The organism is Halomonas litopenaei, from assembly GCF_003045775.1.
Taxonomy (GTDB): Bacteria; Pseudomonadota; Gammaproteobacteria; order Pseudomonadales; family Halomonadaceae; genus Halomonas; species Halomonas litopenaei.
Window position 1 is genome coordinate 216743 of record NZ_PXNS01000006.1, and the last position, 21445, is coordinate 238187.

The following is a 21445-nucleotide window of genomic DNA, read 5'->3' on the forward strand; positions in this document are numbered from 1 at the left end:
CCAAACGATCGTCCTCGGCCAAGGATTCAGGTAAGGCATCGGCGGTTTGTGCCGGCGATGCGCCCATGAGTCTTCGGAGGGTAGGACGGTCATGCGTGTCATCAGCGAAAGAGAACAGTTTCCCGGTCACGACGGCAACCAGCTGGCGGCGAGGTTCGACCGGCCGGAGGTGGGTGAGCCCCAGGCGGTGGCGATCTTCGCCCATTGCTTTACCTGTACCAAGGATATCCTCGCCGCCAAGCGTATCGCGGCACGACTGGTGTCGCGGGGCGTGGCGGTATTGCGCTTCGATTTCACCGGTCTTGGTCATTCCGAGGGTGAGTTCGCCAATACCCATTTCAGCTCCAACGTGGATGACCTGGTGGCCGCCGCCAAGCATCTCGAGGGGCGTGGGCTGTCACCGTCTCTGCTGGTCGGCCATTCGCTGGGCGGTGCGGCGGTGATCGCCGCCGCCGAGCGTCTGCCCGGGGTCAAGGCGGTGGCCACCGTCGGGGCGCCCTACGATCCGGCTCATGTGGTTCATAACTTCGGCTCGAACCTCGACGTCATCGAACGCGAAGGGGAGGCCGAGCTGGTCCTGGCAGGCCGTCCCTTTACCATCCGCAAGGCCTTTATCGAGGATCTCCAGAGTCAGCGTCAGCACGAGCGCATCGAGAACCTGGGGCGTCCGCTGCTGGTGCTGCACGCGCCCAACGACGAAACGGTGGAGATCGAAAACGCCTCGGCCATCTTCACCGCCGCTCGTCATCCCAGAAGCTTTGTTTCGCTGGATGACGCCGACCATCTGCTGACCCGGCCACAGGACGCCGAGTACGCCGCCGAGGTCATCGTCGGCTGGGCGTCGCGCTATCTGGGCCTGGAGGCGCCGAAGCCCCCCGCGGGAGCGCCTGAAGGCGTCACCCGAGTATCCGAAGCCGATCCCGCAGGCTTTCGTCAGGACGTGGTCGCGGGTGCGCACCACCTGCTGGCCGACGAGCCGCTTTCCTACGGTGGGACCAATCTCGGTTTTACGCCGTACCAGTTGCTGGCGGCGGCGCTCGGCTCCTGCACGGCGATGACCGTGCGCAGCTACGCCAGGCGCAAGAAGCTTCCGCTCGATGATGTCACCGTGGACGTCTCCCATGACAAGATTCACGCCAAGGATTGTGGCGAGTGCGAGGCGACCAGTGGCAAAATCGACCACTTCGAACGTGTCCTTTTCCTGACGGGGGATCTCGACCAGGAGGCCCGCGACAAGCTCTTGGCCATCGCTGACCTGTGTCCGGTGCATCTGACGCTGGAGGGCAAGGCTAGGGTGGTGACTCGGCTGGCAGACTAGTCCTGACGGGCGCAGGCCGCTGTCACTGTTAGTCGTGGCGTCTGGTTCTCTGGTGCTGCGCCGAGCCGGTCTGCGTGCTTGAGTGACCCATCATCGGGGAAGAGGCATTTATCCATGGGCGATGGCGTGGACGCCGTCGTCTCTCGAGGAGTTGTCTCTTGCGCTATGACCTGACCATCTTTGACTGGGATGGCACCCTGATGGATTCCATCGCCCGGATCGTATCCTGCATGCAGGCGGCTGGCCGCGAGGCCGAGTGGGGCGAGCTGGGGGAAGGCGAGATTCGCGATATCATCGGTCTCGGTCTGCCGGAAGCCATCGCCACCTTGTGTCCGGGTATCCAGCCGGAGCAGGCCGAGCGTTTGAAGGCACGCTATGCCTGGCACTTCGTCGAGGGTGATGCCACCCCGGTCACCTTCTATCCCGGCGTCGAGGCGGGGCTGGCCTCGCTGGCCTCGTCCTCGGCGCTGGCCGTGGCCACCGGCAAGAGCCGTCGCGGGCTCGATCGTATCTTCCGCCAGAGCGACACCGGTCGCTTCTTTCGTGCCAGTCGTACCGCCGACGAGACGCGTTCCAAGCCGGATCCCCTGATGCTGGTCGAGCTGCTCGAAGAGTGCGGCGTCGACGCCTCCCGCGCCGTCATGATCGGCGATACCGAGTACGATATGGAAATGGCGCGTGCCATCGGCATGCCGCGCATCGCTGTCTCGTATGGTGTGCACGATGTGCAGCGGCTGTCGCGCAGTGAGCCGCTGCTGGTGGCGGATCGCTTCGATCAGGTGCTGGACCACCTGGCTGGCTGAATCGCGTCGATCGTCTGGCAAATCGTTTTCTATTCCTGGTTGTCGCCAGGCTTGCAAGGAGTGGTGGGATGTCGGATACCCCCAAGGATGACCCCTGGACCCAGGGGGAGATGTCGTCTTCCAGCGGCAAGGGAGCGGCGGCAGCCGGCGGTAGTGGGCCGGACAAGAGCGGCGGCAGCGGGCCGGCTGAATCGTCCGGCGACAGCGCCGAAGTATTGCGGGAGCGCCAGCGCCTTGCCCAGATCGAGAGCATGGACCGCTGGATCCAGAGCGTACTGGTCGAGCAGCGGCGCAGTCGGCGCTGGAAGCTGTTCTTTCGTTTCGCCTGGCTGGCGCTGCTGCTGGGAGTGGCGGCGCTGGTGGGCTTTGCACTGCTGATGGTGCCTGGCGATGAGCGAGAGCAGGCCAGGCATCTTGGGGTGGTCAAGGTCGACGGTGTGATCGATAGCGAGTCGCCGGCCAATGCCGAGCGCCTGATCGAAGGTATCGAAGCCGCCTGGGAGTCGCCCAGCAGCGCCGCGGTGGTATTGCATATCAACAGTCCGGGCGGCAGTCCGGTGCAGTCCCAGCGGGTCTACAAGGCGGTGATGGCCCTGCGCGAGCGCGGCGACAAGCCGATCGTCGCGGTGGTCGAGGACCTGGGGGCCAGCGGCGCCTATTACATGGCGTCTGCGGCGGACGAGATTGTCGCTGCGCCGTCCAGTCTGGTCGGCTCTATCGGCGTCATCTACGCCGGCTTCGGGCTGGAGGGGGCCATCGATGACCTGGGTGTGGAGCGGCGCGTCTTCACCGCAGGCGACAACAAGGCCTTTCTCGATCCCTTCTCCGAGATGCGTCCCGAACAGCAGGCCTTCTGGCAAGAGGTGCTGGATACGACCCATCAGCAGTTCATCGATGCGGTCAAGGCAGGGCGCGGTGATCGTCTGGCCGATGATCCCCGGATCTTCAGCGGCCTGATCTGGACCGGAGAGCAGGCGCTGGAGCTGGGCCTGGTGGATCGCCTGGGTACCCTGGACGAAGAGGCCCATGAATGGCTCGACCAGCCACGAATCAAGGACTACACCCCATCCCAGGACCCCTTCGACCGCCTGGCTCGGCGCTTCGGTGTGGGCGTGGCCCAGTGGATGGGGCTGCCGCAGGCGTCATCGCCGGTGCGTTATCAGTTGCCCTGATCGCCGTTCGCGACATCGGTGGCGGATGCCGCCAGGGGGTCGGCGCCAGCCTCGCGCAGCCACCGGCACAGCAGAATCAGAGGGAGGCCGATCAGACTGTTCGGGTCGTCACCCTCCAGGCGCTCGAACAGGGTGATGCCGAGACCCTCCATGCGAAAGCTGCCAGCGCACTGAAGCGGCTGCTCGCGGGCGACGTAGGTGCTGATCTCGGTGTCGGTGAGACGGCGAAAGACCACGTCATAGTGCTGGTAGCCGACCCAATGGCGATGCTCGGCGGTGTCGAGCAGCGCCAGTCCGGTGACAAAACGCACCCGTTGCCCCGAGAAGGCTCGCAGTTGTGCGCAGGCGCGCTCCTGGGTGTGGGGCTTGCCCAGGATCTGGTCGTCGAACAGGGCTACCTGGTCGGAGCCGATGATCAGGTGGCGCGAGTAGGCGTCGGCCAGCGCTTCGGCCTTGGTCAGCGACAGCCGCTGCACCAATGATGTGGGCGTCTCGTCCGTGCCGCGGGTCTCGTCGATGTCCGGGCTCGCCCAGGAGAAGGGCAGGCCCAGCCGTTCAAGCAGTTCGCGGCGCCAGGGTGAGCTGGAGGCAAGCACCAGTGGGGTCATGCGTCCTTCCTTGCAATGTGTGGAGTCGTGTCGGGGAGGCCCGCTATGGGCAGGTTGTGCTCGTCGGGTTCGAGCGGATCCCGGGACATGGTAACCTATTGAGCACAGGGCTTTGACAGGGGCGGAACGAGTGCCTATCATTGCGCGCCTATGTTGACCTCACGATTGCCCGGCCGGGTCGAGCCCTACAAGCTCGCCGCCCAAGCCGAACACCTCGAAGGCCTGGTGGCGCTGGCCGACATGAGCCGCCTGACCGAAGAGGTCGGCGCTCAACAGGGCGATGCCAGCGCCTGGCTGGAATTCGCCATCGACGCTCAGGGGCGTCGGGTGATCCGGGGGCGCCTGGAGGCCGATCTGCAGCTGCCGTGTCGCCGCTGCCTCGAGCCCATGGCCCAACATGTCACGAGCGACTTCCTGCTCGGGCTCGTCAGCAGTGACGACCTGGCCGCCGATCTGCCGAGCACCCATGAACCGGTGCTGGTGGAGAATGAACAGCTGGACCTGCTGGGTGTGGTCGAGGATGAACTTATCCTCAGTCTGCCCCAGGTGGTCTACCACGACGAGTCAGAGTGTCCTGTCTCGCGCGACCAGCTGAGCAGCGGGGCGGATGCCGAAGTCTCGGAAGCGCCCTCTGGCAGTCCCTTTGACGTGCTCAAGCGCCTCAAGGGCAACACCGATACCTGATCGATTTTTTGTGGAGTGATTTCCCATGGCAGTTCAGCAGAACCGTAAGACCCGTTCCAAGCGCGGCATGCGTCGTAGCCACGACGCCCTGAGTGCACCGACCCTGTCCCAGGACAAGGAGACCGGCACCACTCACCTGCGTCACCACGTCTCCCCGGACGGTTTCTATCGCGGTCGCAAGGTCGTCGACGTATAAGTTGACGACGCCTCGATAGCGCCTGGCCGCCGGGATGCGGATTGCCGTAGATGCCATGGGCGGGGACAAGGGTCCCCGCGCCACCGTGGCGGGGGCGGCCAGGGCAGTCATCGAGGACCCGCAGCTCGACATTCAGCTGTTTGGCCCTGCGGGCCTGCTGGATGACGAGATTTCACGCCTGCCGCGGCCTCTGGCCGCGGCGGCGTCGCATCTGCACCTGTGTGACGCACCCGATATCATCCCCGCCGATATGCGCGCCTCTCAGGCGCTGCGCCGAGGCCATGCTTCAAGCATGGCTCGCATGCTTGACTGTGTGGCGGCGGGTGAGGCCGATGTCGGCGTCAGTTCCGGCAATACTGGCGCCTTGATGGCGCTGTCGCGCCGCGCCCTTGGCATGGTTCCGGGCGTGCCACGCCCGGCCATCAGTACGGCGATTCCGACGCGAGGCGACGGACGCTGCTATTTGCTTGATCTGGGTGCCAATGTGGATGTGTCGGCGGAGCGCCTGGTGGACTTCGCCCTGATGGGCGATATCATGGCGCGCCACGTCGACGGTCTGGCGGCTCCGCGGATTGCCCTGCTCAACGTTGGGGTGGAGTCGACCAAGGGCTCCCTGGCGGTACAGCAGGCCGATGCGGCACTGCGCCAGGTGGCCGGGATCGACTATCTTGGCTTTATCGAGGGCGATGGCGTGTTTGCCGGTCAGGCGGACGTCGTGGTCTGTGACGGCTTTGTCGGCAATGTGCTGCTCAAGGCCAGCGAGGGCCTGGCCAAGATGCTGGTCGGTCGCGTCCAGGCGACCTTCGAGGCGCACTGGGGGAGTCGGCTGGTGGGGATGCTGGCCCGTCCAGCGCTCAGACGATTGAAGAGTGAACTGGATCCGGTTCGCTACAACGGCGCCAGCCTGCTGGGGCTGGCGGGTATTGTGATAAAGAGTCATGGCAGCTGTGACGCTCAGGGTTTTTACTACGCCCTGAAGCGCGCCTCCCAGGAGGTCAGCCGTGACTTGCCGAGCCGGCTGGAGGCCGAGCTCGACCATCGTCGTCCATCTTCCGGTCCCTTGTCAGGGGGCAGTGTGGATATGGATGATGGCCAACAAGAGCTATAGGTGATCAAGATGACTCAACCGCTTGCCCTTATCTTCCCTGGGCAGGGGTCGCAACAGGTCGGCATGCTGCGCGATCTGGCCGAACGCTACAGCGTGGTGAGGACGACCTTCGAGGAGGCCTCGGAGGCGCTGGGTTACGACCTGTGGCAGGTGGTCCAGGAAGGTCCTGCGGAGGCGCTCAATGCCACCGCCTGCACCCAGCCGGCACTGTTGGCCTCCAGCGTGGCGATCTGGCGCGTGTGGCAGGAACTCGAGGGCCCGCGCCCCGGTGCCATGGCCGGCCATAGTCTCGGCGAATACAGCGCCATGGTGTGCGCCGGCGCGCTTTCCTTTGCGGAAGGGGTTCGTCTGGTTCGCCTGCGCGGCGAAGCCATGCAGCAGGCCGTGCCGGCCGGGCAGGGCGCCATGGCAGCGATTCTCGGTCTGGACGACGCGGCCGTCGAGCAGGCCTGCGCCAAGGCGGCCGACGGGGACGTGGTCTCTGCTGTCAACTACAATGCTCCCGGGCAGGTGGTGATCGCCGGCAGCAAGGCCGCCGTGGATCGTGCCATCGCCGCCTGTCAGGAGGCCGGGGCCAAGCGCGCGATGCCGTTGCCGGTATCGGTGCCTTCCCACTGTGACCTGATGCGGCCGGCTGCCGAGCGGCTGGAGCAGGCGCTTGGCGATATCGAGCTCAAGGCGCCGCGCTATACCGTGGTGCAGAACGTCGATGCCCAGGCCCATGCCGATGTGGCCACCCTGCGCACTCGCCTGATCGAGCAGCTCTACCAGCCGGTGCGTTGGGTCTCCTGCGTCGAGAAGATGGTCGACGGCGGTGCCGAGGTGTTCATCGAGTGCGGGCCCGGCAAGGTCCTCACCGGCCTCAACAAGCGTATTGCCCGGGGCAGTCGCGGACTGGCGGTCAATGATCCCGACAGTCTCAGTGCCGCCCTTGAGCTGGCTCGCGAGATCAACTGATCGAAAGCCTCCTGGCCCGGCGCTGTGCCGGGCGACAACGACGAAGCAATGGAAGTGACCATGACAACCGAGCCTAGAGTCGCCCTGATTACCGGGGCCAGCCGCGGTATCGGCCGTGCCATCGCCCACGAGCTGGGGCGGCAGGGTCGCATCGTGATCGGCACCGCCACCACCGATGCCGGTGCCGACCGCATCGATGCGGACCTCAAGGAGCAGGGGTTTCAGGGCGCAGGGCGCCGCCTCGATGTCACCGATCCGACCAGCGTCGAAGCACTGCTGAAGTCGATCAACGACGAGTTTGGTGCGCCGACCATCCTGGTCAACAATGCCGGTATCACCCGTGACAATCTGCTGATGCGAATGAAGGAAGATGAGTGGGATGGTGTACTCGACGCCAACCTCAAGTCGGTCTTTCGCCTCAGCAAGGCGTGCCTGCGTGGCATGAGCAAGGCCCGTTGGGGCCGTATCGTATCCGTCAGTTCGGTGGTCGCCACCATGGGCAACGCCGGCCAAAGCAACTATGCTGCCGCCAAGGCGGGCATGGAAGGCTTCACCCGGGCGCTGGCGCGCGAGGTGGCTTCCCGTGCCATTACCGTCAATGCCGTGGCGCCTGGCTTTATTGCCACCGACATGACCCAGGCGCTGTCCGAGGATCAGCAGACGATGCTCAAGGGGCAGGTGCCTCTGGCGCGTCTGGGGCAGCCCGAGGAAATCGCCGCGGCGGTCGGGTTCTTGACCAGCGATAGCGCAGCCTATATCACTGGCGAAACCCTGCACGTCAATGGCGGGATGAACATGCGCTGAATGCGCTTCCTGCGTGTGTTGCGTCGACCCGAAGGGGTCTATAAACTACCCCGCAGTTTACTTGCGGAATTAACCAGCTGGTCATCAGAACGGCTAACGTGAACGACTGGAGTATGTCTAAATGAGCACCATCGAAGAGCGCGTGAAGAAAGTTGTGGCAGAGCGCCTGAACGTCAAGGAAGAAGATATTCAGAACTCCTCTTCCTTCACCGAGGACCTGGGCGCTGATTCCCTGGACACCGTTGAGCTGGTGATGGCGCTGGAAGAGGAATTCGATACCGAAATTCCTGATGAAGAAGCCGAGAAGATTACCACCGTTCAGGAAGCGATCGACTACGTCAACGCCAACCAGTAAGACCGGCTCGGTGTTCCGAGTCAGTCTGCCGGTGGCGGCGATGGCCGCTTGCTGAAAGGCGGGGATGCAATCCCCGCGGAAGCCGTCCTGGTTCGCCAGGGCGGCTTTTGCGTGTCCAGGCCTCGAAGCCAGGGTCCTGTGCCAGCCTTCCCGGTAAAGCCTCGGCGCCGGGGGGAGCACAGCGGCCTGTGTCTCGGGTATAATGCGCGCAACCGACGGTCCTCCACAGTTGGGCCGTAACTTTTTGGATGTCTGGAGGAAAGCTGATGTCTCGTAGAAGGGTAGTGGTGACGGGCCTCGGCCTGGTCACACCGGTGGGCAACACCGTCAAGGAAAGCTGGGACAGCATCCTGGCCGGCAAGAGCGGTGTGGCGCCCATCGAGCACTTCGATGTCAGCGGCTTCAACACGCGCTTCGGCGGTTCGGTGAAGGACTTTGATATCAGCCCCTACCTGAACCCCAAGGATGCCAGGAAGATGGACCTGTTCATCCAGTACGGTATTGCCGCGGGGGCTCAGGCCATCGAGGACGCCGGTATCGAGTGCACCGAGGAAAATGCCGATCGCATCGGCGTGGCCATCGGCTCGGGGATCGGTGGGCTGCCGATGATCGAGCACAACCACAACGCACTCAACAAGAGCGGCGCCCGGCGTATCTCGCCGTTCTTCGTGCCCGGCTCCATCATCAACATGATCTCGGGCAATCTGGCGATTCAGCACGGCTTCCGTGGCCCCAATATCGCCATCACCACCGCCTGCACCACCGGTACCCACAATATCGGCTACAGCGCCCGCACCATCGCTTACGGCGACGCCGACGTGATGGTCTGTGGCGGTGCCGAGATGGCGACCACACCGTTGGGGCTGGGCGGCTTCTCCGCCGCGCGGGCACTGTCCACACGCAATGACGATCCCCAGGCGGCCAGCCGCCCCTGGGACAAGGATCGCGATGGCTTCGTGCTGTCCGACGGCGCCGGCGTGGTGGTGCTGGAAGAGTACGAACACGCCAAGGCACGTGGGGCGACCATCTACGCCGAGCTGATCGGTTTCGGCATGAGCGATGATGCCTACCACATGACCCTGCCGCCGGAAGACGGTCGCGGCGCGGCGGCCTCCATGGCCAACGCGATCAAGGACGCCGGCATCGACGCCAGCGATATCGACTACATCAACGCCCACGGCACCTCGACCGCCGCCGGTGACCTGGCCGAGAGTCGCGCGGTGGAGAAGGTCATGGGCAGCGCCGCCGAAAGCGTTGCGGTCAGCTCCACCAAGTCGATGATCGGCCACCTGCTCGGTGCCGCCGGTGCGGTGGAGGCGGTCTTCAGCATCCTGGCGATTCGTGATCAGGCGCTGCCGCCCACCATCAACCTGGACAATCCCCAGGAAGGGTGCGTGCTTGACTACGTGCCGCATACCGCCCGCGATGCCAAGGTCGACGTGACCCTGTCCAACTCCTTCGGCTTCGGCGGCACCAATGGCACCCTGGTGTTCAAGAAGGCCTGATGGATGAATAGGCCGCCCGAGCCGACATTGCCCCTGAGTGACCGGGGGTTGGCCTACGGCGATGGCCTTTTCGAGACGGTGCTGGTGCGCGACGGCACGCCGCTGTTGTGGTCTGAGCACCTGGCACGACTGCTGAAGGGCTGCCGGGTGCTCGACCTGCCCCCGCCCCGTACAGAGGCCCTGGCATCCGCCCTCGCTGGCGCGGGGCCGGGGCTTGGCGTGCTCAAGCTGGTCTACACCCGGGGCAGCGGTGGCCGGGGCTACGCGCCGCCGGCGTCCGCAAGCCCCAGGCTTGAGGCGGTGTGGTCGAGCTTCGCACCCGATCAACAGCGTTGGGCAGCCGGGGTCAGGGTTCGTCGCTGCCGCCTGCGCCTGGCACGCCAGCCCGTGCTGGCCGGGATCAAGCATCTGGCCCGTCTCGAGAACGTGCTGGCACGAGCGGAGTGGCGGGACCCCGCCATCGCCGAGGGGCTTCTCGAGGATGATCGAGGCCAGCTTGTCGAAGCCACCGCCATGAACGTGTTCTTTCTCGCCCGGGGCGCCGAACAGGTATCGACCCCGTCGCTGGATCAGTGTGGCGTGGCAGGTACCCTGCGAGCCGCCTTGCTGGAACAGGGCGCGGTGGTGGAGGCGCCGTTGCTGGCCGACGAGCTTTCGTCCTGCGAGGCTGTATGGCTTGGCAACAGCGTCCAGGGCGTGTGGCCCGTCGCGCGACTCGACGACAGCGAAGGGCAGCCCCAGCATGGCTGGGAGCTGAATGATGTCCATCGCGCCTTTCAGCGCCGAGCCCACCGCCTGCTGGGGTATGCCGGGGCCGACTGAGTCACCCGGGCGCTTCCAGCCGGGGTGCCTGCATCCGCTTTGCCGTACTATTCTGACCGCTTCAGACAAGCGCCGTGCGCCGGCGCGACCAGACTAAGGAACTTCCATGCGCACCGCGCTCAAGGTCTTGCTCACTCTTGTCGTCATTGCCGCTATTGGCGGCTACGGCGCTTATCACTATTGGCAGACGCGTCTGCAGGCCCCGATCACCCTCGATGAACCGATGCTCTACGAGGTGCCGCCCGGGGCCGGTTTCAATCGGGTGGTGGATGATCTCGAGGCCCAGGGTGTGCTGGCCGACGCCTGGGCCTTCAAGCTGTTGACGCGAGTGGAGCCTGATCGTGTGCCGTCGCTGAAGGTCGGCGAGTACTCGCTGGAGCCAGGCATGAGTGGCATGCAGGTACTCGATAAGCTCGCCAGCGCCGAGGTGGTCACCTACAGCGTGACCATTCCCGAGGGCTGGACCTTCCAGCAGATGCGTGCGGCCCTGGCCGAGGCCGAGAAGCTGGCCCACGCCAGTGCCGAGATGAGCGACGACGAGATCATGACGGCGCTGGGGCACGAGGGCGAGCATCCGGAAGGACGCTTCTTCCCCGATACCTACACCTACCACAAGGGGGTGGAGGATCTGGAGATTCTGCGCCAGGCCAATCAGAGCATGGAAGCCCTGCTTGAGGAGGTGTGGGCCGATCGCGCCGAGGATCTGCCCATCGATACGCCGTACGAGGCGCTGATCATGGCCTCGCTGATCGAGCGTGAGACCGGCGCCCCCGAAGAGCGGCGTCAGATCGCCGGGGTGTTCAAGCGCCGCCTGGAGCGTGGGATGCGGCTGCAGACCGATCCAACGGTGATCTACGGCATGGGCGATCGCTTCGAGGGCAATATCACTCGGGCCGACCTGCGCGAAGCCACCCCCTACAACACCTACGTGATCGATGGCCTGCCGCCGACCCCGATCGCATTGCCGGGGCGGGCTGCACTGGAGGCCGCCGTCGACCCGCAGGAGGGCGACACCCTGTACTTCGTCGCCAAGGGAGATGGCACCCACCACTTCTCCCGCACGCTGCGTGAGCACAATAACGCCGTCAATCGTTATATTCGGCGCCGTTGACGCGGACGTCTCCCGAACCAGGAGTGGTATCCATGACGCAGACACAACCGGCCGAGCCCACCTCCGGCGCGCGCGGGCGCTTCATTACCCTGGAGGGCGGAGAAGGCGTCGGCAAGTCCACCAACCTGGCCTTCGTGGTCGACGCCCTCGAGGCGCGTGGCATCGAGGTGGTACAGACCCGCGAGCCCGGCGGGACGCCTCGGGCCGAGGCCATTCGCGAACTGCTGCTGGCGTCCAGCGACGAGCCGCTGGACAGTGACGCCGAGCTGCTGCTGGTGTTCGCGGCACGGGCCCAGCATCTTGCCCAGCGTATTCGCCCGGCCCTGGAGCGCGGCGCCTGGGTGGTCAGCGACCGCTTCACCGACGCCACCTTTGCCTACCAGGGTGGCGGTCGAGGCCTGCCGTTCGAGCGCATCGTCCAGCTCGAACGTCTGGTCCAGGGAGAACTGACGCCGGATCTGACGCTGTTGCTGGACATGCCGCTGGACGCGGCGGAGCGTCGCCTGGCGGGTCGTCTGGACCGCACCGGCACGCGCAAGGATCGCTTCGAGCAGGAGCGCCGCGACTTTTTCGAGCGGGTGCGCCTGGCCTACCTGGCCCGGGCCGAGCAGGCACCGCAGCGGATGGTCAGGATCGACGCTGACGCCAGCCTCGAAGAGGTGCAGCGGCGGATCACGCGGGTACTGGACGAGCGGGTGGCGCAATGGACGTGAGTAGTAGCGTCGCCCAGCCGCCGATGCCCTGGCTGGCGCCGCGCTGGCACGAACTGGTGCGGCTGATGGACGCCGGTCGTCTGCCCCATGCCGTGCTGCTGTCGGGCCCCCGCGGGCTCGGCAAGCAGTCCCTGGCCGAGGCACTGATTGCCCGCGCCCTGTGTGCCCGCCCAGGCGAGACCGCCTGCGGTGAGTGCCACAGTTGCCATATGCTGGCCTCGGGCTACCATCCTGACCTGCTTCGGGTGGCGCCGGAGGAGGGCAAGCGGATGATTCGCATCGACCCGATCCGTCAGGTCAATGGCTTCGTCTCCCAGACCGCTCAGCAGGGTGGGCACCGGGTCATCGAGATCCGTCCTGCCGAGGCGATGAACGTGGCCGCGTCCAACGCCCTGCTGAAGAGCCTGGAGGAGCCGGGGCAGGACACCCTGTTCGTGCTGGTCTCCGACATGCCGTCCCACCTGCTGCCGACGATCCGTTCGCGCTGCCAGCAGTGGACGCTCAAGCCGCCGGAACTCGAAGACTGCCTGGACTGGCTGTCGAAGGAACTCGGTTCCGAGGACGAAGCACGCTTCTGGTTTCGAGCCGCCGGTGGGTTGCCGCTGGCAGCGCGACAGCTGGCCGAGCCGGGCTCGCGGGCGCTGCGTCAACAGCTGCACGAGACCTTCGACGCCCTGGTACGTGGCGCCGAACCGGTGGCCGAGGCGGCCCGGCTGGACCGCCAGGCCATCGATGCCATCCTGTGGTACGGTATCGCCTGGCTGGAGGATCTGATTCGCCTGGGCCTTTCCGGCGAGCCTGAAGGCCTCAGAAACCCCGACCTGGCACCGCTCTATCGCCAGGCGGTGAAAAATGGCCGGGTGCGCGACTGGTTCCGCCTGCTCGACTACGCCCGTGAGCAGCGTCGGTTGCTCAGTGAAGGCGGCAATCCCAACCCGCAACTGGTGCTCGAGGCCTGGCTGGTCCGCTGGGCGGCACTGTTGCGTTCCTGAGCGACGTCGTGTGCCCAGACGTCCTCCCCGGAGGCTCACTGGCGTCTCTGATCATCGTCGCCGGTATTCGTCCCTGACATCCGTATTCAAGCCCCGAGAGATCTTCATGTTCGTCGATTCCCACTGCCATCTCGATCGCCTTTCTCCTGATACCCATGGCGGCGATCTGTCGCGGGCCCTGGACGCCGCCCGCGAGCGCGGCGTCCAGCAGTTCCTGGCCATCAGCGTGACCCTCGACGGCGTACCCGAACTGGCCGCAATTCGCCAGGCCCACGACGATGTGGTGATCTCCGCCGGGGTGCATCCGCTGCATCAGGTGGAGCACGAACCCGGCGTTGCCGAGATTGTCGCCTGCGCCAAGGAGCATGGCGCCGTGGCCATCGGTGAATCGGGACTGGACTATCATTACGACAGCGTTCCCGCCGAGGTGCAGCACGAGCGTTTCGCTCGCCATCTGCAGGCCGCCACCGAGCTGTCGCTGCCGATCGTGGTGCATACCCGGGAAGCGAGGGAGGACACGCTCTCGCTGATTCGTCAGTACAGCGATCCCGAGGTCGGCGGGGTACTTCACTGCTTCACCGAGGACCTCGAGATGGCGCGGGATGCGGTGCGCCTGGGCTTTTATATCTCCTTGTCGGGGATCGTCACCTTTCGCACCGCCGAGTCGCTGCGCGAGGTGGCCAGAAAAGTACCGCTGGATCGTCTGCTGATCGAGACCGACAGCCCCTATCTGGCGCCGGTGCCGCACCGTGGCAAGCCCAACGAGCCGGCCTGGGTGGTCGACGTGGCCCAGTGCATCGCCGACGAGCGAGGAATCAGCGTGGAAGAGGTGGCGATGCAGACCACCGCCAACTTCTACCGGCTGTTTCCCAAGGCCCAGCCTGCCGCCCCGGAGGACCTCAAGCAGGCCCTTCGCGACGCGGGCTTTGTGGACCAGGGCTAAGCGGGCTTTGTTGTGAACAGGGCCCATGGCCCCGGTCGGCACGGGCACCGGTCTGTTGGCCGGGCCTTGAGCGATAACTCGACGAGGTAGCCTCCATGCAACTCGATCACATCCTGAACGGCATCGCCGAGCTTGGTGAGCGTCCGCCCTTGTCTGACTGGCAGCCCGAACCGAGCGGCGAGATGGACCTGGTGATCGCCCGAGACGGGCGCTGGATCCACGAAGGCAGTCCGATCCAGCGACCTGAGCTGGTGCGCCTGTTCGCGCGCATCCTGCGACGGGAGGAAGACGGCCACCATTACCTGGTCACGCCTATCGAAAAGTGGCGGATCAGCGTCGAGGACACCGCCTTCGTGGTATTGGAGGCCGAGCAGGCAGACGCTCAGCGGGAAGGCCAGTCAAAAGGCCAGCCAGAAGACCACGTAGACAAGCGCTGGTGGCTGACCACCAACGTCGGCGAGCGTATCGCCCTGGGTCAGGAGTATCGACTGTCGCTGTCGACGACACCGGCGGGCGAGGAGGTGCCCCAGGTGTGCCTGCCCTATGGCGTGAGTGCTCGACTCGGGCGTAACGTCTTCTACCGTCTGGTCGAACAGGCCGAAGCGCGCACCGAGCGCGGCGAGCTGGGGCTTACCAGCGACGGCGTGTGGCAGCCGCTGGGACGCCTGGAGGGTGACGCGCACTGATGGCTTCACCTGCATTGGAGCGGCTCGCGCTGACGCCCGAACAACGCTGCGTTGTCGCCCACCCGGCAGGCCACGCCAGGGTCGCGGCGGTGGCCGGAGCGGGCAAGACCACCACCCTGGTGGCCAGGGTACTGCACCTGCTGTCCCATGGAGTCAGCGCCCGGCGCATGATGGTGCTGATGTTCAACCGCGCCGCCCGGGAAGACTTTCAGCGCCGTCTGGTGACCATGGCCGAACCCGGCATGGAACTGCCGGAGGTGCGTACCTTTCACTCTCTCGGACATCGCCTGAGTCAGAGCCTGACCCGCTGGGGCGCGCTGCCACGGCGCGAACTGCTGACCGCAGACTGGCAGCAGGAGCGACTGCTGCGCCAGGCGACCCTGGAGGCGTTGGCCCAGGTCGACGAGGATCGCGACGCCGCGCTCGAGCCCGATCGCATCGAGGAACTCGCTCACTTCTGTTCGCTGGTCAAGGCCGAGGTGATCGACCCCCAGTTGCTGTATGAGCGGCTCGAGCTCGGCGAGGGGACTCGCCACTTCGTCGTCGCCCACCAGTGTCTCGAGACCTTGCTGGCCGATCACGGCGTGATGACCTATTCGGATCTGCTGTATCGACCGCTGCTGGCACTCGAAGGTGATCCCGCGCTGCGCCAGCGGGTTCAGGGCTTCCTCGACCACGTGATCATCGACGAGTATCAGGACATCAATGCCGCTCAGCAGCGGTTGTTGGCGGTGCTGGCCGGCGACCAGGCCTCGGTGATGGCGGTGGGTGACGCCAACCAGTGCATCTACGAATGGCGCGGCGCCCACCCGGAGGCCATGCTCGAGAACTTTACCCGGATCTTCGGTGCCGCCACCGACTACCCCTTGTCGACCACCTTTCGCCATGGTCACGCCTTGGCGCTGGCCGCCAATCATGCCATCGCCGGCAACCCGCGTCGCCCGGATCAGCTGTGTCTGGCGGCGCCCACCAATCCGCGTACCGAGCTCAAGGTGGCACGGGGCGCCAGTGCCTTCCTCGATGGACTCAAGCGCTGGGTGGAAGCCGGCCGTCGTCTCGACGAAGCCTGTCTGCTGGTACGTAGCTGGACCCTGTCGGTGCCGATGCAGCTGGCGCTATTGCGCGAGGGCATTCCCTTTCGCCTGGCCCGGGAGGATCGCTTCGTCTTTCGCCTGCCGCTGGTGGAGGCTCTGGCCGGCTATCTATCGCTGGCGCTGTCGCCCGAGAAACTGCGCGACCCCGGCGCGCTGATGCCAATGTTTGCCCAGCCGACCTGCTTCGTACCACGTGAAGTGCTCGCTAGCCTGGTCCAGCGCCTGGCCGACACCCAGACCTGGCCAGGGCCGAGCGACGCGCTGCTGGCGCGACTGAAGCCCCACCAGAAGCGCACCCTCAAGCGTCGCTGGCAACTGCTGTGCGAGCTGCCGAAGCTTGCCCATCTGTCCGCCGACGCGCTGCTCGAGCACGTGGTCGCGGAGGTCGAGGCGGAAAAGGTGCTCAAGCGCGCCGCCTCCCGCCGCGACAAGGGCGAGGAGGACGTGCGCCTGCTCGATGTCCTGATCGAGCAGGCTCGGGAGGTCGGCGACATCGCCACCTTCATCGAGCTGTTGCGGCGCCCGGTGCAGAACCGCGACGAAGGGGTGTTGATCAACACCGTCCATGGCGCCAAGGGCCTGGAGTGGCCGCTGGTGATGGTGGGGGCGGTCAATGAAGAGGACTTTCCCCACTACAGTCGTGACAACCCCCTGTCCCCCGAGCGTCTCGAGGAAGAGCGCAGGCTCTACTATGTGGCCATCACCCGGGCCATCGAACGTCTGGTCCTCCTCCACGATGGCGGCGATCATCGTCCCAGCCGCTTTATCCAAGAGAGCGCCTGCCGCGACGCCAGCGCCGTGGCCAGGGCGCTGTACCGATGCGCTGACGGAGCCGACCCCGAGGAGGTGAGCGTCGCCGAGCCGGCACTGGTGGGGCGCTATCTGAATGCCCTGGGGCAGCCGCTGCCGATCAAGGCGCTTGAGCGAGCGCCAGGCAATGGCCATTACCAGGTGGGTGAGCGCATTCGCCACGGCGTCTTCGGTGACGGTGAGGTCGCCTTGGTGGAAGGCGACCCCGCCAATCCGGTCATCGAGGTGCGCTTCGATCGTGCCGGCAAGCGCCGCCTGATCGCCCATCGCGCCCCGATCGAGCGGCTGTCGAGCGCCTGATCAGGGCGGCTTCGCGAGCGGGGCGCCTTCAGGCCTTGCCCCGTGCCGGCTGGACAGGACGCGGGCCACTTGTCGAGACGCGCGAAAGCGCTTCGATACGATAAGGCTCCGGTGCGATAAAGCCTTGCGCCACCAGACAGTGTTCTGACATGAGAAGGAGTTCGTCATGACCCATCCCTTGATCGACGCCGATAGCCTGCGACACGCGCTAGACGGCGACACCCCGCCGCTGGTGCTGGACTGCCGCGTGCGCTTGAACGACCCCGAGGCCGGGGCGGCGCTGTGGCGTCAGGCGCATGTCCCTGGCAGTCTGCACCTGGATCTGGACCGTGACCTGTCCGGGCCCAGGGACGCTGGCTCCGGGGCAGGCGGACGACACCCCTTGCCGAGCCACGCCGACTTCACCGCGACCCTTCAGCGGCTGGGCGTTGCGCCTGAGCGCGAGGTGGTGGTGCTCGATGATGCCGGCGGCCAGCTGGCGGCGGCACGGGCCTGGTGGATGCTGAGCGAGTGGGCCGGCCACCCGCGGGTGCGCCTGCTCGACGGTGGCCTCGCCGCCTGGGAGGGCATCAATGGTGACTGGGAGGTGGGGGAGGGTGCACCTCCTGCGCCGTCGCAGTGGGCACCCGAATTCGACGACAGTCGTTTCGTCGTCCTCGAGGAGATGGCGTCGACTGCGGCGCTGAAGGTGGACGCCCGGGCCGGTGAGCGCTATCGCGGCGAGGTCGAGCCGATGGACCCCCGAGCCGGGCATATCCCTGGTGCGGTCAATCGCCCCTGTAGCCTCAATCTCGACGACAATGGACGCTTCAAGTCGCCGGAGGCTTTAGCAAGAGAACTGCCCCAGACGTCGCAGCAGGATCCTGGCGTGATTGCCTACTGCGGCTCCGGCGTTACCGCCTGCCATGACATTCTCGCCTATCGCCTGGCGGGTCTGCCGGCCCCGCGGCTCTATGTCGGCTCCTGGAGCGAGTGGAGCGGCGATCCCGCACGCCCGGCCGAGACCGGCCCCGCCACCGCTTCCTGACGCCACTGCTGACGGCGCCGCCTTGTGGCGCCTACAGCGGTCCTTCAGCGTCAACACCATCAACGAGCACGGCCCCGTCATCAGGTGACGGGGCCGTGCTCGTTGGACTATCAGCATGGCGCTGAATCATCAGTACCTGGTCGAGGTGGGGCCTGGCTCTCCTGCGCAGCCGGGCCCTGTCGATTCATCGTCTAGCGGCCTGCCTCGCTGGCGCCTGTCTGGCCAGAGTCTGGGTGGGCGGCTGGGTGGGCGGCATGGTGGCGGCCCTCCAGACGGCTCAGCAGCATGGCGTTGGCGGTATTGCCCATCACGTTCAGAGAGGTGCGGAAGCCATCGGTGAAGCGGTCCACGCCGGCGACCACGGCGACGCCCTCCAGCGGCAGCCCTGCAGCCGACAGTACGGTGCTCATGGCCACCAGGCCAGCGCCCGGCACGCCAGCGGTGGAGAAGGATACCAGCAGGCCGGTGGTAAAGATGGTGGCGGCCAGGGTCAGGGTCACCTCGACGCCGAAAAGCTGCGCCACGAAGAGCGCATTGAAGCCCTGGAGCACGGCGGCGCCGTCACGTTTGAGGGCGGTCCCGAAGGGCAGGGCGAAGGCGCTGAGCTGGTGTGGTGCACCGTAGGCCCGGGCATTGTTGAGGGCGATCGGCAGGGTGGCGTTGGAGCTGGCGGTGCCAAGGGCAAAGCTCAGGGCCTCGCCGAAGTGGCGCAGGTAGGCCAGGGGGCGGGCACCTGTGATCGCCAGCAGGGCCAGATAGAACACCGCCATGGCGCCGATGGCCGCCAGCAGGCCGATCACGTACAGGCCGAGCTTCAACAGCAGGTCGAACCCCTGGGTGGCCACCACCGAGGCGATCAGCGCGAACACACCGATGGGGGCGAGCTTGAGTACCATCGACAGGATCTTGAGGGTCACGTCGTAGCCGCTCTGCAGCAGCGAGACCAGCGGCCGGCTCTGTTCCGGTAGCTGGCGGGCGGCCACGCCGACCAGGGCGGCGGCCAGGATGATCTGCAGCAGGTTGGCCTCGGCCAGCGCCTCAAAGGGGTTTTTCGGTACCAGGCCCACCAGCCACTGGGCCAGCGGGGTCGGGTCGCGGGCCTCGACGCCGGCGGCCTGAGCGCTGTCCACGCCGAGGCCCGGGGTCAGCCAGGCGGCCATGCCCATGCCGATGGCCAGGGCCACCGCGCTGGTCAGCACATAGAGCATCAGCAGCTTGCCGGCGTAGCGCCCGACGCTTTCGCTGCGATCGACCTGGGTAAAGCTCAGTACCAGAGCGCAGAACACCAGAGGCACCACGATAAACTGCAGAAGGCGCAGAAATACCTGACCCAGTGGGGTCAGCAGTTGTGTATCCAGGACGCCCGCCCACTGGGGCAGGAACAGATTGACGGCGCCGCCGGCCAGGATCCCGAGGATCAGGGCCAGCAGTATTTGACGGGTGTGGGCCATGGTATCTCCCTGTAGCGGCCTCGATCACGGCTGCCCTGTCGCTGTCCCTGGCCCTGGCCTGGAGTTCGGCCGGATAGGCCGATGACAAGGCGGGTGTTCGGCAGGGGGGGGGCGATCGATAAGGGGGCACACTATTAGGGCTCGGCGATGTCTTGGCAAGAAGCCCAATAGACCGATTTGTTATGACGTTAAGTGTATGCCCTGCAATAAAAAAACGGACGGGGCTGGGCCCGTCCGCTGAGGGTGTTGGCTAACGGGCGTGTCAACGCCCTGGGTCATGGTTGGGCCGCGTTCGGCAGCGACGCGGCCCGCCCGCGATCACATATTGGGATAGTTGGGACCACCGCCGCCTTCAGGGGCGACCCAGGTGATGTTCTGGGCGGGGTCCTTGATGTCGCAGGTCTTGCAGTGGACGCAGTTCTGGAAGTTGATCTGGAAACGCGGCTGGCCATCGTCACCCTCGACCACTTCGTAGACCCCGGCGGGGCAGTAGCGCTGAGCGGGCTCGGCGTACTCCGGCAGGTTCTTGTGGATCGGAATTTCCGAATCCTCGAGCTTGAGGTGGCAGGGCTGGTCTTCCTCGTGATTGGTGTTGGACAGGAACACCGAGGAGGGCTTGTCGAAGGACAGCTTGCCGTCGGGCTTGGGGTAGTCGATCTTCTCGAACTCGCTGGCGGGTTTGAGCGCCGCATGGTCCGCAGTGGTGTCGTGGACCCTGGGCAGCTTGCCGCCGAGCAACTGATCGACGAAGTTGTAGGCGCCACCGCCCACGGTGCCGTACTTGTGGATCGCGGGACCGAAGCTGGCGGTCTGCTCGAGCTCCTTGTAGGCCCAGCTGTCCTGCCACCTGGCCTCGAACGCCTTGAGTTCGTCGCCGCCCTCGTTGCCGTCCTTGAGCGACTCGAACACGCTTTCTGCCGCCACCAGACCGGACTTCATGGCGGTGTGGATGCCCTTGATCTTGGCGAAGTTGAGGGTGCCGGCGTCACAGCCGATCAGCAGCCCGCCGGGGAAGGTCATCTTCGGCAGGCAGTTGAGGCCGCCCTTGGCGATGGCACGGGCCCCGTAGGCCACCCGCTTGCCGCCTTCCAGGTAGCGCTTGAGCACCGGGTGGTGCTTCATCCGCTGGAACTCGTCGAACGGCGACAGGTAGGGGTTCTGGTAGGCCAGGTCCATGATCAGGCCGACCACCACCTGCTGGTTCTCGGCGTGGTAGAGAAACCAGCCGCCGTGGGTGTTCTTGTCCAGCGGCCAGCCGGAGCCGTGCAGCACCAGCCCTGGCTCGTGCTGTTCCGCCGGTACGTCCCACAATTCCTTGAGACCGATGCCGTAGTGCTGGGGATCCTTGCCCTCGTCCAGGCGGAATTCGCGGATCAGGCGCTTGCCGATGTGGCCACGGGCGCCCTCGGCGAACAGGGTGTATTTCGCACGAAGCTCCATGCCCGGTGCGTAGCCGCCTTTCTCGCTGCCGTCGGCGGCCACGCCCATGTCGCCGGTCAGGATGCCGCGTACCACGCCGTCCTCGACGATGGCGTCCTGGGCGGCGAAGCCCGGGAAGATCTCGACGCCCAGGGACTCTGCCTGTTCGGCCAGCCAGCGGCACAGGTTGCCGGCGCTGATCACATAGCGGGTGATGTCGCCACCGGTGTTGTGCATGCTCTTGGGCACCAGCGCGTTGGGCAGCTTCTGGGCCTTCTCGGCGTCCTTGAGCAGGTACAGCTCGTCACGCACCGCCGGGGTGGTCAGCGGGGCGCCACGCTCCTCCCAGTCGGGGAACAGCTCGAATAGCGCGCGGGGCTCGAGCACCGCTCCGGACAGAATATGGGCGCCCACCTCGGAGCCCTTCTCGACCACGCAGACGGTCAGTTCCTGCTCGGCCTCGTTGGCCTGCTGCATCAGTCGGCAGGCGGCGGCCAGTCCAGACGGACCGGCGCCGACGATGACCACATCGAACTCCATGGTGTCGCGTTCTACTTGTTCTGCCAT

21 protein-coding genes are annotated in these 21445 nt (G+C 65.9%); 18 read left to right on the forward strand and 3 right to left on the reverse strand.

The annotated features are described in order from the left end of the window. Positions 1-91 precede the first annotated feature (91 nt). The 3 genes from C6W88_RS12510 to sppA all read left to right on the forward strand — a co-directional run bounded on the left by C6W88_RS12510 (position 92) and on the right by sppA (position 3293). Complete coding sequence (locus C6W88_RS12510; RefSeq protein WP_045993401.1) at positions 92-1318, forward strand: bifunctional alpha/beta hydrolase/OsmC family protein; 1227 nt, start codon at positions 92-94, stop codon at positions 1316-1318. A gap of 158 nt (positions 1319-1476) precedes the next feature. Continuing rightward, positions 1477-2121, forward strand: coding sequence for an HAD-IA family hydrolase (locus C6W88_RS12515; protein WP_108132678.1), 645 nt, complete (start codon positions 1477-1479; stop codon positions 2119-2121). A gap of 68 nt (positions 2122-2189) precedes the next feature. Then, positions 2190-3293, forward strand: a complete 1104-nt coding sequence (gene sppA / locus C6W88_RS12520; RefSeq protein ID WP_108132679.1) for a signal peptide peptidase SppA — start codon at positions 2190-2192, stop codon at positions 3291-3293. Here the strand turns inward: sppA and C6W88_RS12525 are convergent. Then, positions 3281-3901 (reverse strand): Maf family protein, encoded by a 621-nt coding sequence (locus C6W88_RS12525; RefSeq protein ID WP_108132680.1) that lies wholly within the window; start codon positions 3899-3901, stop codon positions 3281-3283. The two genes, sppA and C6W88_RS12525, sit on opposite strands and share 13 nt — an antisense overlap. 150 nt (positions 3902-4051) lie before the next feature. Between C6W88_RS12525 and C6W88_RS12530 the strand changes: the two genes are divergently transcribed. The 15 genes from C6W88_RS12530 (at position 4052) to C6W88_RS12600 (ending at position 18008) form a co-directional block, all read left to right on the forward strand. Next, positions 4052-4585: a YceD family protein gene (locus C6W88_RS12530; protein ID WP_045993405.1), complete on the forward strand. Its 534-nt coding sequence runs from the start codon at positions 4052-4054 to the stop codon at positions 4583-4585. A 25-nt stretch (positions 4586-4610) separates the two neighbouring features. Continuing rightward, positions 4611-4781, forward strand: coding sequence for a 50S ribosomal protein L32 (rpmF, locus tag C6W88_RS12535; protein ID WP_010627954.1), 171 nt, complete (start codon positions 4611-4613; stop codon positions 4779-4781). A gap of 34 nt (positions 4782-4815) precedes the next feature. Continuing rightward, positions 4816-5889, forward strand: a complete 1074-nt coding sequence (gene plsX, locus C6W88_RS12540) for a phosphate acyltransferase PlsX (protein WP_083970469.1) — start codon at positions 4816-4818, stop codon at positions 5887-5889. Positions 5890-5898: 9 nt separating this feature from the next. Next, positions 5899-6846 carry an ACP S-malonyltransferase gene (gene fabD / locus C6W88_RS12545; protein WP_045993431.1) on the forward strand — a complete coding sequence of 316 codons (948 nt, stop codon included), beginning with the start codon at positions 5899-5901 and terminating at the stop codon, positions 6844-6846. Between the two features lie 60 nt (positions 6847-6906). Continuing rightward, positions 6907-7650 carry a 3-oxoacyl-ACP reductase FabG gene (gene fabG / locus C6W88_RS12550; protein ID WP_045993432.1) on the forward strand — a complete coding sequence of 248 codons (744 nt, stop codon included), beginning with the start codon at positions 6907-6909 and terminating at the stop codon, positions 7648-7650. A gap of 121 nt (positions 7651-7771) precedes the next feature. Next, the gene (acpP, locus tag C6W88_RS12555; protein ID WP_021820799.1) at positions 7772-8005 is read left to right on the forward strand and encodes an acyl carrier protein; all 234 of its coding nucleotides are present in this window, start codon (positions 7772-7774) and stop codon (positions 8003-8005) included. A gap of 266 nt (positions 8006-8271) precedes the next feature. Next, entirely contained in the window at positions 8272-9510 is a 1239-nt protein-coding gene (fabF, locus tag C6W88_RS12560; RefSeq protein ID WP_108132681.1) for a beta-ketoacyl-ACP synthase II, read from the forward strand. 3 nt (positions 9511-9513) lie between these two features. Then, positions 9514-10332 (forward strand): aminodeoxychorismate lyase, encoded by an 819-nt coding sequence (gene pabC / locus C6W88_RS12565; RefSeq protein ID WP_108132682.1) that lies wholly within the window; start codon positions 9514-9516, stop codon positions 10330-10332. A gap of 106 nt (positions 10333-10438) precedes the next feature. Further along, positions 10439-11443: an endolytic transglycosylase MltG gene (gene mltG / locus C6W88_RS12570; RefSeq protein WP_108132683.1), complete on the forward strand. Its 1005-nt coding sequence runs from the start codon at positions 10439-10441 to the stop codon at positions 11441-11443. A 32-nt stretch (positions 11444-11475) separates the two neighbouring features. Then, entirely contained in the window at positions 11476-12156 is a 681-nt protein-coding gene (gene tmk / locus C6W88_RS12575) for a dTMP kinase (RefSeq protein ID WP_108132684.1), read from the forward strand. Continuing rightward, positions 12147-13148 carry a DNA polymerase III subunit delta' gene (locus C6W88_RS12580; RefSeq protein WP_108132685.1) on the forward strand — a complete coding sequence of 334 codons (1002 nt, stop codon included), beginning with the start codon at positions 12147-12149 and terminating at the stop codon, positions 13146-13148. Before tmk ends, C6W88_RS12580 begins: the two co-directional genes overlap by 10 nt. Positions 13149-13254: 106 nt before the next feature. Next, a complete protein-coding gene (locus C6W88_RS12585; RefSeq protein WP_108132686.1) occupies positions 13255-14091 on the forward strand; it encodes a TatD family hydrolase in 837 nt (278 codons plus the stop codon). Positions 14092-14186: 95 nt separating this feature from the next. After that, entirely contained in the window at positions 14187-14777 is a 591-nt protein-coding gene (locus C6W88_RS12590) for a DUF1285 domain-containing protein (protein WP_108132687.1), read from the forward strand. Continuing rightward, positions 14777-16981, forward strand: a complete 2205-nt coding sequence (locus C6W88_RS12595) for an ATP-dependent helicase (protein ID WP_108132688.1) — start codon at positions 14777-14779, stop codon at positions 16979-16981. The genes C6W88_RS12590 and C6W88_RS12595 overlap by 1 nt, the downstream gene beginning before the upstream one ends. A gap of 166 nt (positions 16982-17147) precedes the next feature. Then, positions 17148-18008, forward strand: coding sequence for a sulfurtransferase (locus C6W88_RS12600; protein WP_108132689.1), 861 nt, complete (start codon positions 17148-17150; stop codon positions 18006-18008). Between the two features lie 191 nt (positions 18009-18199). Here C6W88_RS12600 and C6W88_RS12605 read toward each other — a convergent pair whose 3' ends face one another. Next, entirely contained in the window at positions 18200-19459 is a 1260-nt protein-coding gene (locus C6W88_RS12605) for a dicarboxylate/amino acid:cation symporter (RefSeq protein ID WP_108132690.1), read from the reverse strand. A gap of 318 nt (positions 19460-19777) precedes the next feature. Next, a complete protein-coding gene (locus C6W88_RS12610) occupies positions 19778-21445 on the reverse strand; it encodes an electron transfer flavoprotein-ubiquinone oxidoreductase (protein ID WP_045993415.1) in 1668 nt (555 codons plus the stop codon).

What these genes read in the sequence shown, in the direction of transcription:
- C6W88_RS12605 (WP_108132690.1), bottom strand. Translation starts at nt 19,459, where the DNA reads ATGGCCCACACCCGTCAAATACTGCTGGCCCTGATCCTCGGGATCCTG.
- plsX (WP_083970469.1), top strand. Translation starts at nt 4,816, where the DNA reads ATGCGGATTGCCGTAGATGCCATGGGCGGGGACAAGGGTCCCCGCGCC.
- sppA (WP_108132679.1), top strand. Translation starts at nt 2,190, where the DNA reads ATGTCGGATACCCCCAAGGATGACCCCTGGACCCAGGGGGAGATGTCG.
- C6W88_RS12510 (WP_045993401.1), top strand. Translation starts at nt 92, where the DNA reads ATGCGTGTCATCAGCGAAAGAGAACAGTTTCCCGGTCACGACGGCAAC.
- fabF (WP_108132681.1), top strand. Translation starts at nt 8,272, where the DNA reads ATGTCTCGTAGAAGGGTAGTGGTGACGGGCCTCGGCCTGGTCACACCG.
- tmk (WP_108132684.1), top strand. Translation starts at nt 11,476, where the DNA reads ATGACGCAGACACAACCGGCCGAGCCCACCTCCGGCGCGCGCGGGCGC.
- C6W88_RS12530 (WP_045993405.1), top strand. Translation starts at nt 4,052, where the DNA reads ATGTTGACCTCACGATTGCCCGGCCGGGTCGAGCCCTACAAGCTCGCC.
- mltG (WP_108132683.1), top strand. Translation starts at nt 10,439, where the DNA reads ATGCGCACCGCGCTCAAGGTCTTGCTCACTCTTGTCGTCATTGCCGCT.
- C6W88_RS12585 (WP_108132686.1), top strand. Translation starts at nt 13,255, where the DNA reads ATGTTCGTCGATTCCCACTGCCATCTCGATCGCCTTTCTCCTGATACC.
- rpmF (WP_010627954.1), top strand. Translation starts at nt 4,611, where the DNA reads ATGGCAGTTCAGCAGAACCGTAAGACCCGTTCCAAGCGCGGCATGCGT.
- C6W88_RS12580 (WP_108132685.1), top strand. Translation starts at nt 12,147, where the DNA reads ATGGACGTGAGTAGTAGCGTCGCCCAGCCGCCGATGCCCTGGCTGGCG.
- pabC (WP_108132682.1), top strand. Translation starts at nt 9,514, where the DNA reads ATGAATAGGCCGCCCGAGCCGACATTGCCCCTGAGTGACCGGGGGTTG.
- C6W88_RS12590 (WP_108132687.1), top strand. Translation starts at nt 14,187, where the DNA reads ATGCAACTCGATCACATCCTGAACGGCATCGCCGAGCTTGGTGAGCGT.
- fabD (WP_045993431.1), top strand. Translation starts at nt 5,899, where the DNA reads ATGACTCAACCGCTTGCCCTTATCTTCCCTGGGCAGGGGTCGCAACAG.
- C6W88_RS12525 (WP_108132680.1), bottom strand. Translation starts at nt 3,901, where the DNA reads ATGACCCCACTGGTGCTTGCCTCCAGCTCACCCTGGCGCCGCGAACTG.
- C6W88_RS12595 (WP_108132688.1), top strand. Translation starts at nt 14,777, where the DNA reads ATGGCTTCACCTGCATTGGAGCGGCTCGCGCTGACGCCCGAACAACGC.
- C6W88_RS12610 (WP_045993415.1), bottom strand. Translation starts at nt 21,445, where the DNA reads ATGGCAGAACAAGTAGAACGCGACACCATGGAGTTCGATGTGGTCATC.
- C6W88_RS12600 (WP_108132689.1), top strand. Translation starts at nt 17,148, where the DNA reads ATGACCCATCCCTTGATCGACGCCGATAGCCTGCGACACGCGCTAGAC.
- fabG (WP_045993432.1), top strand. Translation starts at nt 6,907, where the DNA reads ATGACAACCGAGCCTAGAGTCGCCCTGATTACCGGGGCCAGCCGCGGT.
- acpP (WP_021820799.1), top strand. Translation starts at nt 7,772, where the DNA reads ATGAGCACCATCGAAGAGCGCGTGAAGAAAGTTGTGGCAGAGCGCCTG.